Raw genomic sequence first — 14,570 nt, forward strand, 5'->3', positions numbered from 1 at the left:
TTCCTCTACCTCGTGTAGAACATTGTGCGGTACGGTCTCTACAAGCGTAGAGGGGCTATGGATGCACATCGTTGTGGTCGGAGCGGGCCTGGGCGGGCTGGCGGCAGCACTCGCCGTCCACCGGGCGGGACACGAGGTCACGGTGCTCGAACGGGCGCCCGAGCCCCGGGAGACCGGCGCCGGAATCGGCCTCCCGCCCAACGGGGTACTGGCGTTGGACGCGCTCGGGCTCGGGGAGCCCGTGCGTGCCCGCGCCGTTGCGCTCGACGGTGGGGCTGCCCTGCGGGACCGGCACGGACGGCCCCTGCTCACCACCGACCAGGTCGCCATGGCCGCGCACGTCGGCGCACCGTTCGTGGCCGTGCCCCGGCCGTGGCTGCACGGTCTACTCGCCGAGGCGCTCCCCGCCGGCACAATCCGCACCGGCTGCGCGGTCACCGCGGTCCGTGAAGCGGGGGCGCACGTCGAGCTCGATGGGGCGGCGGACCTGCGGGCGCACGCCGTCGTGGTCGCGGACGGCGCCGGCAGCAGGCTCCGGGGAACCCTGTTCCCAGGTCATCCCGGCCTGGCCGGTTCCGGTGAGAAGGCCGCGCGGGCCATCGCCGCCGTGACTCCGGCGAACGTGCCGATGGTGGCCGGCGAGCTGCTCGACCACCGCACCGGTGACCGGTTCGGCTGCCTCCCGATGGCCGACGGGGTGTACTGGTACTCGGCCTGGCGGGCGAGCGCGGAGGACGGAGCCGCGATCGCCACGGCGGACGAACGGCACCGCTGGCTGCGCAGCCGCCGAGCCGACTGGCACCCGAGCGTCACCGCGCTCATCGACGCGACTCCGCCCGAGGGCGTGCACGTCGTCGAGACGTCCCAGCTGGCACGGCCGCTTCCGGTGTTCTCCATCGGGCGGGTGGCTCTGCTCGGCGACGCGGCCCACGCAATGACCCCCGACCTCGGGCAGGGCGCCTGCCAGGCGTTCGAGGACGCTGTGGCCATCGGGAACGAGCTCGCCGGCGCGGGCCCCGCGGACGTGCCCCGCGTCCTGCTCGCCTACTCCGCCCGCCGGCATCGTCGTACGGTCGACCTGCAGCGAGCCGCCCGCCGGATGAACCGGGTGCTCCGGCTCACCGGCGCCCGAGCGCGCCTACGGGACACGGTGCTGCGGTCCGTCCCGCAGGCTCTCGCCACGCGGGCGCTGGCAGCGCAGTTCCGGTTCGACGCCGAGCCCGGATGACCCTGGTCCGACGCGCGCGTCAGATGTCCACGACCGGCACGGAGCGCCCCGCCAGCGTCTCGATCACCGCGGTGGCCATCGCGGACATGCCCAGCGCGTTGGGGTGCACCGGCGCGGCAGGAGCCGTGGGGATCAGGCCCTCGATCCACTTGGTCCCCGGCAGCGTGCACATGTCGTGGCCGATGAAGGGGGTGTAGGTGTCGATGTACCCGACACCCGCGTCGTCGGCTTCGTCGGCGAGCATCTCGTTGAGCCGCTTCTCGGTCTCGCGCAGGTAGGCCACGTCGCCCGGGCTGAACGGGATGGCCGGGAAGCAGCCCGGGCCGGAGTCGGGGAGGATCGCCGGGTAGCCGACGACGAGCACGCGGGCGTCGGGAGAGCGCTCCTCGATCTCGTTCAGGGCCGCGGCGATCTTCGCCGCCGTGGCGTCGATCCGCTCCGCGAGCTCGTCGTTGCCGTCTTTCGTGTAGAAGTCTCGGCACGCGGCTCCGGCGGGCGCCAGCGGGGAGCGCGTGGCGCATTCGCTGATGATCTCGCCGAAGCCGATGTCGTTGCCACCGATCGTGAGCGTCACGAGTCCGGTGTCCTCCGACAGGGCGTCGAACTGCGGATCGTTCACCCCCGGCTTCACGGGCTGGGGAGCCGCGAGGTGCTCCGTGGTGGCCGCGCTGCAGGTCACGTCCCGGAAGTCGGGAAGGGCGAGGACACCCGCGACGATCGCCGGGTAGTTCTCGGTGGAGCGCTGACATCCGGCGGGCTCCCCGGTCTGCACCGGGATCAAGGGGCCTGCCGCGTAGGAGTCGCCGAGTGCGACGTAGCTGGGCGGCCCTTCGGTCTCCGACGGGGCGGGCTGGGCATCCGCGACCGCAGGTGCGGCCGCGCCCGCCGTCATGACAGCAGCCAGAACCAATGGCAGGGCCCAGCGGCGGGCGTGATGGCGCACGCTGCGCCAACGACGACGAGGCGATCACGTTACGGCGGGTCGCACCAACGGCCGTCTCCGTCACTCGCTCAGGCGCGTCGCCCGGTACTCGAGGTAGCGCTGCTCCGGCATGCACCGGCGGCCCGGCGCTGGCAGGGTCGATACCGAGGTGAGAGCCGTGGAGCGGGAACAGCCGGGCCCCGGGCCGGTGCTGATCGTCGGCGCAGGCCCCACCGGACTCACCGCCGCCCTTCTGCTGGCCCGGCACGGGGTGGCCTGCACCGTCCTGGAGCGACGGGCCGGGATCCACCCGCTGCCACGCGCCGTGCATCTCGACGACGAGGGGGCGCGGATCCTGCAGCGGGCCGGCATCGGCGACGCGTTCGCCGGGATCAGCATCCCGGCGGCGGGCCTGCGGCTGCTCGACGCCCAGCTGCGGCCCTTCGCGGAGTTCCACCACGACCGGCCCGTCGGCGTGCACGGCCACCCGGAATCCAACCTGTTCCATCAGCCGGATCTCGAGCGCCTGCTGCGTGAGGAGCTGGCCCGCCAACCACTGGCCCAGCTGCGCGAGTGCGCCGAGGTCACGGACGTGAGCCGGCCGGACGGACGTCCCGACAGCGTGCTCGTGCACCTCACCGACGCCCGCACGGGTGCACGCGAGCAGCTGAGCGCGGCGGCGGTGCTCGGGTGCGACGGCGCCGGCAGCACCGTCCGCGACGCCATCGGTGCCCGGCTTCGTGATCTGCGGTTCACCGAGCGGTGGTTCGTCCTCGACGTCCGCTCGGAGCGGCCGCTCCCCACCTGGGGTGGGGTCGACCAGATCTGCGACCCCCGCCGCGCGGCCACGTTCCTCCCGCTGCCCGGCGACCGGTACCGGTGGGAGTTCCGGATGCGGCCCGGCGAGACCGCCGAGGAAATGATGCGCCCGGTGCGGATCGCTACACTCACCAAACGATGGGGGACGCGCGTCGGCGACCTCGATGTACTGCGGGCCGGCGAGTACACGTTCCGTGCGCGGATCGCCGACCGGTGGCGGCGCGGGCGGGTGCTGCTGCTCGGTGACGCCGCCCATCTGACGCCCCCGTTCATCGGACAGGGCCTCGGAGCCGGGCTGCGCGATGCCCACAACCTCGCATGGAAGCTCGCCGCCGTGCTGGACGGCGGCGACGAGGACACGCTGCTCGACAGCTACCAGGCCGAGCGCGGGCCGCACGCCGAGGCGGTGATCCATGGGGCGGTCCTGGTCGGTCACGCCATGACCGGTGGCCAGGATCTCGTGGCCGCGCTGCGCCGCCCGGCGGCCGGCCTGCTCCTGCGGATTCCGGGCGTGCGGACGGCGGCGCAGCGCGGGATCGCGACGCGATACGGCCCGGGGCCCCTCGTCGAGCGCCGCCGGCACCGCCGGGATCTGTCCGGGACCCCCTGCCCGCAGCCGACCGTCCAGGTAGATGGACGCCCGGTACGGCTCGACGAGGTCCTCGGCGACGGCTACGCACTCCTCGCCACCGGCTCGGCGCCCCGTTCGGTGCTGGCCAGGGCACGCCGGCTCGGCGCCCGGACGCTGCATCTCGGCCCCGGCCCGCATGCCGGCGACATGACGATCGAGGACGGCGAGGAGCTGCTCGACTGGCTGGAGCACGGCCGGGCATCAGCCGCTCTGCTGCGCCCCGACCGCATCGTGCTGGAGACAACCCCGCGCTGACCCCCGTGCTCAGCCTTGCCGAAGCAGCGCGACGTACAGGGTCAGGCCAGGCCCGAAAGCCATGGCCACGACGGCTCGCCCCGCCCGCGAACGACCGGCGGCGCGCAGCGCGTCGAGCACGAGGAGAACGGTGGCCGACGAGCAGTTGCCACGTTCGGCGAGCACCGCCGTCGAGGCGTCCAACGCATCCGCGGGAAGGGCGAGCTGCTCGGCGACCGTGCTCAGGATCCGCGGCCCACCGGGGTGCACGGCCCACCCGTCGACGTCCGCCGTGGTCAGCCCGTGCCGCCCGAGCAACTCCGACACCATGGCGCGCACGTGCCGGGCGAGCACCCGGGGCACCTCGGGCGAGAGACCCATGCGGAAGCCCAGGTCGGTGACCTCCCACGTCATGTGGTCGGCGGTCGCCGCGTCGGTGAGTGCGGCGATCTCGAGGACTTCCAGCCCTCGCCGTGCCCCCGGCGCGTCCGGCAGCACGACGATCGCGGCGGCGGCGTCGCCGAACAACGCGTGGGAGACGACCTGGCCGAGATCGATGCGACCGTGGTCGTCCGCGGGCGGCTGGACGTGCAGCGACGTGAGCTCCAGGCACAGCACGACGGCGGGCCGGTTGCGGGCGACGACGTAGTCGCGGGCCGCGCCGAGAGCCGGGATCGCGGCGTAGCAGCCCATGTGCCCGATGAACAGCCGCTGCACGTCGGGTGCCATCCCGAGGTCGGCGGCCACGCGGATGTCCAGGCCGGGCGTGACGTATCCGGTGCACGAGGCGACCACGAACAGGCCCACCTCGTCGGGGGCGAGCCCGGCGTCGGCGAGCGCCGCGGCCACGGCCTCCTTGCCCAGAGGGAACGCTTCGCTGACGTAGCGGCGCATCCGCTCACCCGTCGACCAGCGCGAGACGTCCTCGTCGGCCGGGTTCACCGCGGCGTGCCGGCGCTGCACGCCGGCGCTGCGGAAGATTCGCTCCGCCATCCGGTCGCCCGCGAAGTGGCGCGCGAAGAACCCGTCCCACATCTCGGCCTGGCGGAGGGCGCAGCCGGGCACGGCGGCGCCGAAGCCCGCGATGTACCCCGATTCGCTCACGGCGTCGACTCCCCGCCGGTCCGGGGAGTCAAGCCCGTCTCCCGACGGCCTGGAACAGCACGGCGGTGGTCGGCACGGCGACCATGGGCACCGTGTCGGCCCGGCCGGTGAGCCAGCGGGCGAGCCCGGACAGCGACGGACGGATGCCGCGCAGCTGCAGCGTCACTCCGTGGCGCGCGCACTCCCGCACGAGGAGCCCGCGGTCGACGAACAGCGCTGGGTCGTGGATGCCGGGTGGCGCCGCGCCGGGTATGCGTTCGGCCAGCGTCACGGCGACGAACCGGCTCAGCGCCGTGGCGGCGAGGGTGTCGATCACGAGCAGACCGCCGGGACGCAGCAGCCGGCAGGCCTCACGCACGGCGGCCGGCAGGTCAGGGACGTGCTCGAGGATCTCCCCCGCCGCGACGACGTCCGCGCAGCCGTCGGCCAGGGGCACGGCGGTGACGTCCCCGCGCACGACGGTGACCCCGTGCGCCGCGGCCTGGACCAGCGCGGACGCGCCGATGTCCACGCCGACATGCCGGTAGCCCGCGCCGGCGACATGGGGGGCGAGCAGACCCGCCCCACAGCCCAGATCGACCAGGACCGCGCCGGGCCGGGCCGCCGGCGGCACCAGCGCGCCGCGTGCGGCCGCGAGCCAGTGGAGCATCGCGAAGGGGCCCCGCGGTTGCCACCAATGCTGCGCAAGATCGTCGTACTGCGCCGGATCGTTGCGTGCTAGCTCGCTGGTGCGGTGGTTCCGGAGCGCGGGCACGAGCATCAGGCTGCCAGACTGGGCCGCATGCGGCCTGTCGCCGCGACCACGGTCGCGCTGCTGCGCTCCTCGCACCCTGAGCCCACCGTTGCGGTCACCGTCATGGTCACGGCCCTCGCCGTCACCACGGGGCGCGACCTACCCGGGGTGCTGCTGGTGGCCGCGGCGGTGCTCACCGGGCAACTGTCGATCGGCTGGCTCAACGACCTGCTGGACGCCGAGCGTGACGTCGCCGTCGGGCGCCAGGACAAGCCGGTGGCCGCGGGCGCCGTCACGACGCGGACCGTGGCGGTGGCCACGGTGCTCGCGGCGGTGGCCTGCGTCCCGCTCTCGCTCGCGTCCGGTGTCGCCGCCGGGCTGGTGCACATCGTCGCCGTCGCGGCCGGGTGGGCCTATGACCTGGGGATGAAGTCCACGGCGCTCTCGGTGCTGCCGTACCTGGTCTGTTTCGGGCTGCTACCGGTCTTCGTCGTGCTCGGGCTACCGGGCACGCCGGTGCCGCCGTGGTGGCTTCCGGCGGCGGGCGCGTTGCTCGGCGCCGGCGCGCATTTCGCGAACGTCCTGCCCGACCTCGCCGACGACGCGGCCACCGGCGTGCGGGGCCTGCCCCACCGGATCGGGATGGTGGGTAGCCAGGTCGCCGCCGCGTTGCTGCTGCTCGCCGCCACGGTGCTGCTCGCGCTCTACGCGCCGCTGCCTGCCGTGGTCAGCTGGGGGGTCCCCGTGCTCGCCGTGGTGATCCTCACGGCCGGGTTCCGTGCCGGGCGCCGACCCGGCTCGCGCGCACCGTTTCGTGCGGTGCTCGTGGTGGCCGCCGTGGCGGTGGTGCTGCTGGTCGCATCGGGCCCTGCCCTGCTTGTCCAGCCTGGGGTCGCTGCTGCCGTCAGCCGCGGCCCAGGGTGACGTACGCGGCGGCCACCCGGGCCAGGGCGGTCACCGGCGCCGTGCCACGCCCGAGGCCGAGATCCACGGCGGCGTCGAAAACGGACTGGTGGCGTGCCGCGGCAGTGACGGCCGCGTCGAGGAAACGAGCGTTCGACACCAGGCGGGCGAGGAAGGCTCCGTGCTGGTGGTGCAGCGCGAAGGAGCGCGTCATGGCACGCCGGTGGGACGCGCCCGCGTCTGATCCCAGGAGTGCGGAGCGGCCGGCGAGGACCCCGGAGGCGACCGCGTCGAAGATCCCCTCGCCCGTCAGCGGGTTGATCATCGCCGCGGCGTCACCGGCCAGCAGTACCCGGCCGTCGGGATGGTGGCGCGGCCCGGTGGAGAGCGGCAGGTGGTGCCCACGCACGGTCTCGGGGGCGGGCTCGTGTCCGGGCAGCAGCGTGCGCATGGCATCGAGCAGCTCCTGCCGGGATCCCGCTCCGCGGCGGTCGAACACCCCGTATCCGACGTTGGATCCGCCGCCGGGCAGCGGGAACGACCAGGCGTAGGCCGGGTACCGGCCGCGCGCGAACTCGATCACCAGCGCGTCGGGCCGCAGGGTGGTCGGCGCGTAACCACGGATCGCGACCGCCGTTGCCGCCGACGGGGTCTCCGGAGCGCCCAGCAGGCGACGGACCGTCGAGTTCGCGCCGTCGGCGCCGATCACGACCCGCGCCCGGATGCTCCCGTCGAGCACCACCTCGTCGGCGCGGACGTCGATGCGGCGCACCCGATGACGGCGCAGCTCCGCGCCGCGCGCGACCGCGGCGGAGACCAGCTCTGCGTCGAACACCGCCCGCGGAATCACCCGGTTGGGACGCGCACAGATGCGCGAGACCAGGCGCCCACCCGGGCTGCGCAGCTGGAGCCGGGGCACAGCGGGACCCAGACGCGAGAGGTTCGGCACACCGAGGGCCTGGAGCAGCTCGAGAACCTGGGCGGCGATGCCGTCCCCGCAGGTCTTGTCGCGCGGGAACGCCGCCGCGTCCAGGAGCAGAACACGCGCGTCGGGGCGCAACTGCAGCACCCGTAGCGCGCTTGCCGACCCGGCCGGTCCGGCGCCGACAACGGCGACGTCGTACATCTCGTCCACCCTGAGGTTCTACCCGAGTCCGCCGAGACCCACCGTGGCCACGTACCCCGATGCACACCCGAGTAGCCCATTTCCCGTCGGCGAGTCGCCCGCGGCGCTGCGCTAGCGTCCGCGCCATGAAGCAGCAACGGCGCGCCCGCGCGATCGCGATGACGCCGGCCGAGGTCGACGCGTTCCTCGCGGAGCAGCGCACCTGCCGGGTCGCCACCGTCGGCAGCACCGGCCCGCATGCCACCCCGCTGTGGTTCGTCTGGCAGGACGGGGCGCTGTGGCTGACCTCGCTGTCACGCAGCCAGCGCTGGACCGATCTCCAGAACGACCCGCGGATCGCGGTCGTCGTCGACGCCGGGGAGGACTACGGCGAGCTGCGCGGGGTGGAGCTGCGCGGGCGGGTGGAGGTGGTGGGCGAGGTGCCCCGCACCGGCGAGGCCGTGCCCGAGCTGGACGCGCCCGAGCAGGCCTTCGCCGACAAGTACAGCGGCGGCACCGTCGTCCGCGACGGGCGCCACGCCTGGCTGCGCCTGGTTCCCGAGAAGGTCACCAGCTGGGACTTCCGCAAGATCGGCAGGTGAGGAACGATCATCGCCGGGGACGCCGGAGCACTCCCAGCACGAGCACGATCACCGCGGCGAGCGTGATCTGGCCGCCGAGGACGATCCGGTTGACGTCGACGGCGGGGTGCCAGCTCACCTTCCCGTCCGAGGTGACGGAGAAGGCACCCATCGGCCGCGCTATCGCCGCCGCCCCGGTGCTCGCCGCCCCCGGCCGCATCGCACCCACGCCACCGCCGGCCCGCACCCGCGCGACCGGTACCAATGTGGTGCCCGACGCGCTCGTGACCGCTGGGCCGAACACCTGGTCGCGACCCAGCCGATCGGCCACGGCGGCCACGACCTCGGACGACACGGACCGGGCGGGAACGTTCTGGGCGGGGCGAGCAGGAGTCGAGTCGGTCATGCCGCACAGCCTGCCGCCCGCCCCGGAACCGGGCTACGGCAGGATCGAGTCGACGTAGCCGCCGTCCACCCGCACCGCCCCTCCGGTCGTGGCCGAGGCCAGGTCGGAGCTGAGGTAGGCCACCATGTTGGCGATCTCGGACGGCTCGATCAGCCGCTGCAGCAGCGACTGCGGCCGGTGCTCCCGCATGAACCGGCGCTGCAGCTCGTCCCACGGCAGGTCCTCGCCCACCATGCCCGCCACGAAGTCCTCGACGCCGCCGGTGTGCGTGGGGCCGGCCAGCACGGAGTTGACGGTGACGCCGGTGCCGGCCGCGGCCTTCGCGAAGCCGCGCGACACAGCCAGCTGTGCCGTCTTCGTCACCCCGTAATGCACCATCTCCACGGGGGTCACCACCGAGGAGTCGCTGCTGATGGAGAGCACGCGACCCCAGCCGCGCTCGATCATCCCGGGCAGGTAGGAGCGGGTCAGGCGCACCCCGGCCAGCACGTTCACCTCGAAGTAGCGCCGCCACTCGGCGTCGTCGATCTCCAGCACGGGCCGGGCCTCGAAGATCCCCAGGTTGTTCACCAGCACGTCCACCTGGGGCAGCTCAGCAACGAGCGCCGCGGCCCCGTCCTCAGACGCCACGTCCGCCGCGATGCCGAGCACCTCGGCGCCGGGCGCGGCGGCGCGCACGCGCTCGACGGCGTCCTTGACGCGTTCCTCGCCTCTCCCGTTGACCACCACCCGCGCGCCCGCCTCGGCGAGCCGGGTGACGATGGCGTGGCCGATCCCCTGGGTGGAGCCGGTGACCAGTGCCGTTCTCCCGTTGAGGTCGATGTTCATGCCTCGTGCAAGGCTCACGGCTGCGTTTCCCTTCCCGCGCGCCGCGTCAGAACAGGTCGTACGACGCTCTGGCGACGTTGAAGCCGTGCCCGGTCCCGGGGTTCTCGCAGCGCATGCCGCTCTCCTTGCTCACACAGACCACGTCGCCGAAGCGGACGCCTTGCCCGTAGTCCAGGACGGAGAGTGAGGAGTCGGCCACGGTGTCTCCGACGCAGGACAGCTGCCCCTTCCCCGACCCGGTGAGGATCGCGCCGGTGCCGTAGGACTGGGTGCAGTCGGCCGGTGGCGGTGGCACATCCCACGTGCGCTGGACGACGTCGCAGCGCACGTCGCCGGTGGACATGCGGCACGCGATGTTGCGGCTCGGGGTGACGAACTGCGCGGATCCCGTGCCGAACCGGTGGTCAGTCTCGCCGTCGATCACCGTGACGTCCGGGTCCGTCGATCCGGCCGACTCCGCCGAGGGAGCCGCCGATGCGGTGCTGCCCGGGCCCTCGGCCGCCGGGGCCGCGCCGTCGCCACCGCCGACCGTGAACACGGCGGCCAGGGCGATGCCGGCTCCGGCCAGGGCTGCGACGACGACCGCGGCGATGATGCCCCACTGCCGCCGCGTCAAGCTGCCGAGACCGCGCGCCGGGCGCTCCGGCAGCAGGACGGGCGCTCCGACGAAGGTGGACGGCCCGGACCGATCGGGCGTGCGAGGAACGGGAATGGCGCCCAGGGGAACCGGTGACGGCGGCATGGGCGCCGTTCCAGCTCGTGCCGGGGCCGGTCCGCCGGGTGTCGGGGTCGGGCGCGCCGGCGCCGGTGCCGGGCCGGGCGGTGCCGGGACCGGTACGGGCGACGGCGGCGCGGCAGGCGCCGGGACGGAGACCGCCGGAGGCGGCCCGGCCGGCGCTGGTGCGTGGGGAACGGGCGCCCGCGCAGCCGGCACGCGCGGCGGCCCGGCCGGTGCCGCCACGGCAGCGGGCGCGGCGGCCGGTGCCGGCTGGTCCAGGAGCCGCAGCAGATCACGCACCCGGACGGCCGTAGGTCGCGCGGCAGGGTCCTTCGTGAGGCACGCCAGCACGGCATCGCGCAGGGGCCCGTCGATCGGCCCGAGATCGGGGGCGGTGTGCGAGACGCGGTGCATCACGCCGGGAACGGAGTCGGCGGCGAACGGGGAACGGCCCGTGGCTGCGAAGCCGATCAGCGACCCGAAGGAGAAGATGTCGGCGGGCGGTCCGACGTCCCGGTGCCCGGCGATCTGCTCCGGTGACAGGAAGTCGGGGCCGGCGACCACGTGGCTTGTCTGGGGCGCTCCCGCAGGGGGTTGGGCAGCCCGGGCGACACCGAAGTCCATCAGCCGCGGTCCGTCCTCGGCCAGCACCACGTTCGACGGCCTGAGGTCCCCGTGCGCCAGGCCTGCGCCGTGCAGGGCGACGAGCCCGTCGGCCATCCGGACGGCCAGCGCCGCCGTGCCCTGGCGGCTCAGCGGACCGTTCGCCTCCACGTAGGCCTGCAGCGTCGGACCCTCGACGTAGGCAGTGGCGAGCCACGGTGGGTCGCCGTCGGGGCCGGCGTCCAGCACGGCGGCGGCGAACCACGGCGGCGCCGTGGCCGCGAGCTGCACCTCCCGCCGGAACCGCTCGCGGAACCCGGGCTGGGCCGCGAGCTGCGGATGCACCACTCTCAGTGCCGCGCGCCTGTCACCGTCGTCGACGCCGAGCAGGACGCGGCCCATCCCATCTGTCCCAAGTCGGCCCGTTACCCGGTAGCGACCCAGAACGCGGGGGTCGTCCGCTGCGATCTGTTCCATCGCCGGGGCACGCTACCGGGCCCCGTTGATCATGGACGTCCGGTCACCAGCGGCCAGAGTCCCTCGGGTCCAGCGGCCAGTGCGGCCGCTCCGACCTCGCTGTTCCACTCGGCGTCCGAGCCGTCCTCGTCACGCCACGCCCAGAGGCGGGTGGTGAGGAGCCGCAGGTCGTGCTCGCGGGTGAAACCGATGGCCCCGTGTACCTGGTGCGCGATCCGGGCGACAGCACCCGCGGCCTCGCCGGTGCGCGCCTTGGCCGCGGCGACGGCGAACCGCGATGCCGGGTCCGCGAACCCGTCGGCGGTGACGGCTGCAGCCGCGGCGGACGCGGCCGCCGACGCCGCGGCCACCTCGGCCGCGGCCAGGGCCAACTGTTGCTGCACCGCCTGGAACCGGCCGATGGGGCGGCCGAACTGCACCCGCTCGCCCGCGTAGCGCACGGCGGCGGCGAGTGCACCTCGCGCGGCCCCGGCGAGCAGCTGGGCCCGCCCGAGCGCGGCGCGCAGCCGGAACTCCTCCGCTGCCCCCTCCGGCACGGCGGCGACGGCACCGGAGGGCACCTCGCCGTCGACGACGACCGCGTCGCGCGGCTCCTCCGCAAGGTTGCTGCCGTCGGTGACGGTGATCTGTTCCGGCCCGAGCAGGACGACGTGGTGCGGGGTCAGCACGGCGATCCCGGCCGCGGCGCGGGCCCACGGCACGCGCTGGAGCGCGCCGCGGACCGTCGAACCCTCGACATCCAGCGTTCCGGTCACGGCCGTCAGCGGCCCCGCGGGCACGTCGATGCCTGCGGCGTGCAGCAGCCAGCCCGCCAGCAGATCGGTCTCCACGAGGGGAACCCGAGCGGCGTACGCACCGGCCTCAACCAGCACCACCGCCGCGTCGGAGAAGCCGCCCTCGCTCCCGCCCGCTTCGGACGGCAGGGTCAGTCGGGCGAGTCCGGTGCCTTCGAGGGTCTTCCACAGCTCGGCGTCGAACCCCGTGCCTGCGTCCCGCGCGTCGGCGAAGATCGACTCCGCCAACTCGCGCAGCTCCGAGTTGTCGGTCATCGCAGCCCCATTCCGCGCGCCACGATCCCGCGCAACACCTCGTTGGTCCCGCCGCGCAGTGTGAAGCCGGGGGCGTGCAGCACCGCGTCGGCCAGAAGGCGTGCGTAGCCACCCTCGGCACCGGGGTCCGGTGGGATCGAGACGAGCAGCCGGGCCATGTCGATCACCTCGTTCTCGTACCGCGTGCCGAGGTCCTTCACCACGGCTGCGGCCAGCTCCGGCGCCTGCCCCGACTCGAGCGAGCCGGCCACGGCCAGCGACATCCGCCGCAGCGTCCACAGGCGGCTGACGAGGCCACCGAGCTCCCGATGCGGCGTGGAGCCGCTGGCCAGAAGTTCCCCGACGAGGGCAGTGAGCAGCGGGAACGTCGAGAGGAACCGCTCCGGTCCGCTGCGCTCGAACGCGAGCTCGCTGGTGACCTGCCGCCAACCGGCGCCGATCTCACCGAGCACCATGTCGTCGGGCACGAACACGTTGTCGAACACGACCTCGTTGAAATGGTGTGCGCCGGTCAGCAGCGGGATGGGGCGGATCTGCACACCGGGCGAGTCGAGCTCGACGATGAACTGGGACAGCCCCGCGTGCCGGTTCTGTTCGTCACGGGGCGCGGAGCGGGCGAGCGCGAAGAACGCATGCGCGTGGTGGGCGCCGGACGTCCAGACCTTCGTGCCGGTCAGCTCCCACCCACCGCTTACCTGCACGGCCTTCGTGCGCACGGCCGCCAGGTCGGAGCCGGCATCGGGCTCGCTCATCCCGATACCGAAGTACACCTCGCCCGCCGCGATTCCGGGCAGGAACTTGCGTCGCTGCGTCTCGGTGCCGAACCGCATGAGGCTGGGGCCGATCTGACGGTCGGCCACCCAGTGCGCGGCCACCGGGGCACCCGCGGCGAGCAGCTCCTCGGTGACCACGTAGCGGTCCAGCGGCGAGGCGCCGTGTCCGCCGTACTCGACCGGGATGGTCATCCCGAGCCAGCCACGGCGGCCCAGTTCCTTCGTGAATCGCTCGTCCCAGCCCGAGAGCCACACGTCGGCACGCGGTGTCCACGCTCCCGCAGCACGCTCCTGCTCGAGGAACGCCCGCACGTCGGCACGCAGCTGCGCCGCGCGCGGCGGGAGGTCGGTCGGGGGCGGCACCAGCGCCGGCAGCCGCGCCATCGTCTCCGTCACCACCCCATCCTGCGACATTCCCCCAGCCCCGGCAGCGGTGATCGGGTCACAGATCGGCGACCTGCACGCTTCGCGTCACCACGTCGGTGCTCCCTCCCGGCCGGAGAAGGTGCCCATGGGCCCGCGCATCCCTGGAGTCGCAGGGACAGTCACGTCCGGCCGACCCTGATTAGCCTCGAATCGTGGACAAGGTCAACGCCCTCGGCGAGTACCTGCGCGCTCGACGCGGTCTGGTGCGGCCCGAGGACGTGGGGCTCGTCGCCGGAACGCGGAGACGGGTGTCCGGCCTTCGCCGCGAGGAGCTCGCGATGCTGGCCGGCATCAGCTCCGACTACTACCTGCGCCTCGAGCAGGGACGCGACCAGAACCCGTCCGCCCAGGTGATCGACGCGCTGGCCCGGGCGCTGCTGCTCGACCCGGCCGCAACCGCCCACCTGCACGAGCTGGCCCGCGCGCGCACCCGACGCCCGGCGCGCCCGCGGATCGAACGGATACCGACCGGGACCGCCCAGCTTCTCGACCAGCTCCCGATGCCCGCGTACGTGTCGGGCAGGTATCTCGACGTGCTGGCCGCCAACACGCTCGCCCATGCCCTGTCACCGAACTTCGCACCCGGCAAGAACCTGTTGCGACAGGTGTTCCTCGATCCCGGCGACCGCGAACTGCACGTGGACTGGGAGCGTGCCACGGCGAGCGTCGTCGGCGGTCTGCGTGCCGCAGCGGGAGCCGACCCCGAAGACCCGAACCTGGCGGCGCTGGTCGGTGAGTTGTCGATGCGCAGCGATCGGTTCCGCAGCCTCTGGGCCCGCGCCGACGTCGGGCATCGCCGCGACGGCACGAGCCACATGCAGCATCCGCAGGTCGGTGAGCTGCACCTGCGCCGCGAGAAGCTCGCCGTCGTCGGCGCCGACGGACAACAGCTCGTCATCTACTACGCGGAGCCCGGCACCGACTCCGCCCGTGCTCTCGCCCTCCTCGGATCCATCGCGGTGACCGACGCACGCGACAGCGCACTCGCTGACGAGGACGCCGCCCGCTGACCCGGCCGACCGAGGCGGAG

14 protein-coding genes are annotated in these 14,570 nt (G+C 73.9%); 5 read left to right on the forward strand and 9 right to left on the reverse strand.

Translation table 11 applies throughout. The features are described 5' to 3' along the window. Positions 1-61 precede the first annotated feature (61 nt). A complete protein-coding gene (locus ACQPZQ_RS24320; protein ID WP_433284312.1) occupies positions 62-1,228 on the forward strand; it encodes an FAD-dependent oxidoreductase in 1,167 nt (388 codons plus the stop codon). Between the two features lie 19 nt (positions 1,229-1,247). On the opposite strand, the gene ACQPZQ_RS24325 is transcribed toward ACQPZQ_RS24320, so the two are convergent. Further along, on the reverse strand, positions 1,248-2,120 hold the full coding sequence (locus ACQPZQ_RS24325) for an SGNH/GDSL hydrolase family protein (protein WP_433284314.1): 873 nt from the start codon (positions 2,118-2,120) through the stop codon (positions 1,248-1,250). A 208-nt stretch (positions 2,121-2,328) separates the two neighbouring features. Here ACQPZQ_RS24325 and ACQPZQ_RS24330 point away from each other — a divergent pair, with 208 nt between their 5' ends. Further along, entirely contained in the window at positions 2,329-3,855 is a 1,527-nt protein-coding gene (locus ACQPZQ_RS24330; protein WP_433284315.1) for a bifunctional 3-(3-hydroxy-phenyl)propionate/3-hydroxycinnamic acid hydroxylase, read from the forward strand. 9 nt (positions 3,856-3,864) lie between these two features. Here the strand turns inward: ACQPZQ_RS24330 and ACQPZQ_RS24335 are convergent, their stop codons facing one another. Both ACQPZQ_RS24335 and ACQPZQ_RS24340 read right to left on the reverse strand, forming a co-directional pair. Beyond that, the gene (locus tag ACQPZQ_RS24335) at positions 3,865-4,938 is read right to left on the reverse strand and encodes a type III polyketide synthase (RefSeq protein WP_433284317.1); all 1,074 of its coding nucleotides are present in this window, start codon (positions 4,936-4,938) and stop codon (positions 3,865-3,867) included. Between the two features lie 28 nt (positions 4,939-4,966). Then, entirely contained in the window at positions 4,967-5,698 is a 732-nt protein-coding gene (locus ACQPZQ_RS24340; RefSeq protein ID WP_433284319.1) for a methyltransferase domain-containing protein, read from the reverse strand. Between the two features lie 21 nt (positions 5,699-5,719). Here ACQPZQ_RS24340 and ACQPZQ_RS24345 point away from each other — a divergent pair, with 21 nt between their 5' ends. Further along, positions 5,720-6,595: a UbiA family prenyltransferase gene (locus ACQPZQ_RS24345; RefSeq protein WP_433284320.1), complete on the forward strand. Its 876-nt coding sequence runs from the start codon at positions 5,720-5,722 to the stop codon at positions 6,593-6,595. Here the strand turns inward: ACQPZQ_RS24345 and ACQPZQ_RS24350 are convergent. Beyond that, entirely contained in the window at positions 6,576-7,700 is a 1,125-nt protein-coding gene (locus ACQPZQ_RS24350) for a geranylgeranyl reductase family protein (RefSeq protein ID WP_433299337.1), read from the reverse strand. The two genes, ACQPZQ_RS24345 and ACQPZQ_RS24350, sit on opposite strands and share 20 nt — an antisense overlap. Before the next feature lie 125 nt (positions 7,701-7,825). Here ACQPZQ_RS24350 and ACQPZQ_RS24355 point away from each other — a divergent pair, with 125 nt between their 5' ends. Then, on the forward strand, positions 7,826-8,281 hold the full coding sequence (locus tag ACQPZQ_RS24355) for a pyridoxamine 5'-phosphate oxidase family protein (RefSeq protein WP_433284322.1): 456 nt from the start codon (positions 7,826-7,828) through the stop codon (positions 8,279-8,281). A gap of 7 nt (positions 8,282-8,288) precedes the next feature. On the opposite strand, the gene ACQPZQ_RS24360 is transcribed toward ACQPZQ_RS24355, so the two are convergent. The 5 genes from ACQPZQ_RS24360 to ACQPZQ_RS24380 are packed head-to-tail and all read right to left on the reverse strand — an operon-like array spanning position 8,289 to position 13,510. Beyond that, positions 8,289-8,666 carry a hypothetical protein gene (locus ACQPZQ_RS24360; RefSeq protein ID WP_433284323.1) on the reverse strand — a complete coding sequence of 126 codons (378 nt, stop codon included), beginning with the start codon at positions 8,664-8,666 and terminating at the stop codon, positions 8,289-8,291. A 33-nt stretch (positions 8,667-8,699) separates the two neighbouring features. Continuing rightward, positions 8,700-9,494 carry an SDR family NAD(P)-dependent oxidoreductase gene (locus ACQPZQ_RS24365; RefSeq protein ID WP_433299339.1) on the reverse strand — a complete coding sequence of 265 codons (795 nt, stop codon included), beginning with the start codon at positions 9,492-9,494 and terminating at the stop codon, positions 8,700-8,702. A gap of 46 nt (positions 9,495-9,540) precedes the next feature. Continuing rightward, the gene (locus tag ACQPZQ_RS24370) at positions 9,541-11,292 is read right to left on the reverse strand and encodes a protein kinase domain-containing protein (protein ID WP_433284325.1); all 1,752 of its coding nucleotides are present in this window, start codon (positions 11,290-11,292) and stop codon (positions 9,541-9,543) included. Between the two features lie 29 nt (positions 11,293-11,321). Further along, a complete protein-coding gene (locus ACQPZQ_RS24375) occupies positions 11,322-12,341 on the reverse strand; it encodes an acyl-CoA dehydrogenase family protein (protein ID WP_433284327.1) in 1,020 nt (339 codons plus the stop codon). Further along, complete coding sequence (locus ACQPZQ_RS24380) at positions 12,338-13,510, reverse strand: acyl-CoA dehydrogenase family protein (RefSeq protein ID WP_433284329.1); 1,173 nt, start codon at positions 13,508-13,510, stop codon at positions 12,338-12,340. Before ACQPZQ_RS24380 ends, ACQPZQ_RS24375 begins: the two co-directional genes overlap by 4 nt. A 182-nt stretch (positions 13,511-13,692) precedes the next feature. Between ACQPZQ_RS24380 and ACQPZQ_RS24385 the strand changes: the two genes are divergently transcribed. Continuing rightward, the gene (locus tag ACQPZQ_RS24385) at positions 13,693-14,550 is read left to right on the forward strand and encodes a helix-turn-helix transcriptional regulator (protein WP_433284331.1); all 858 of its coding nucleotides are present in this window, start codon (positions 13,693-13,695) and stop codon (positions 14,548-14,550) included. The last annotated feature ends 20 nt before the right edge of the window (positions 14,551-14,570 follow it).

The sequence above is a fragment of the Pseudonocardia sp. CA-142604 genome, assembly GCF_050948475.1.
GTDB classification, from domain to species: Bacteria; Actinomycetota; Actinomycetes; order Mycobacteriales; family Pseudonocardiaceae; genus Pseudonocardia; species Pseudonocardia alaniniphila.

Coding starts and splice junctions, on each gene's coding strand:
- ACQPZQ_RS24320 (WP_433284312.1), top strand. CDS start 62: ATGCACATCGTTGTGGTCGGAGCGGGCCTGGGCGGGCTGGCGGCAGCA.
- ACQPZQ_RS24325 (WP_433284314.1), bottom strand. CDS start 2,120: ATGACGGCGGGCGCGGCCGCACCTGCGGTCGCGGATGCCCAGCCCGCC.
- ACQPZQ_RS24340 (WP_433284319.1), bottom strand. CDS start 5,698: ATGCTCGTGCCCGCGCTCCGGAACCACCGCACCAGCGAGCTAGCACGC.
- ACQPZQ_RS24345 (WP_433284320.1), top strand. CDS start 5,720: ATGCGGCCTGTCGCCGCGACCACGGTCGCGCTGCTGCGCTCCTCGCAC.
- ACQPZQ_RS24350 (WP_433299337.1), bottom strand. CDS start 7,700: ATGTACGACGTCGCCGTTGTCGGCGCCGGACCGGCCGGGTCGGCAAGC.
- ACQPZQ_RS24355 (WP_433284322.1), top strand. CDS start 7,826: ATGAAGCAGCAACGGCGCGCCCGCGCGATCGCGATGACGCCGGCCGAG.
- ACQPZQ_RS24360 (WP_433284323.1), bottom strand. CDS start 8,666: ATGACCGACTCGACTCCTGCTCGCCCCGCCCAGAACGTTCCCGCCCGG.
- ACQPZQ_RS24365 (WP_433299339.1), bottom strand. CDS start 9,494: ATGAACATCGACCTCAACGGGAGAACGGCACTGGTCACCGGCTCCACC.
- ACQPZQ_RS24370 (WP_433284325.1), bottom strand. CDS start 11,292: ATGGAACAGATCGCAGCGGACGACCCCCGCGTTCTGGGTCGCTACCGG.
- ACQPZQ_RS24375 (WP_433284327.1), bottom strand. CDS start 12,341: ATGACCGACAACTCGGAGCTGCGCGAGTTGGCGGAGTCGATCTTCGCC.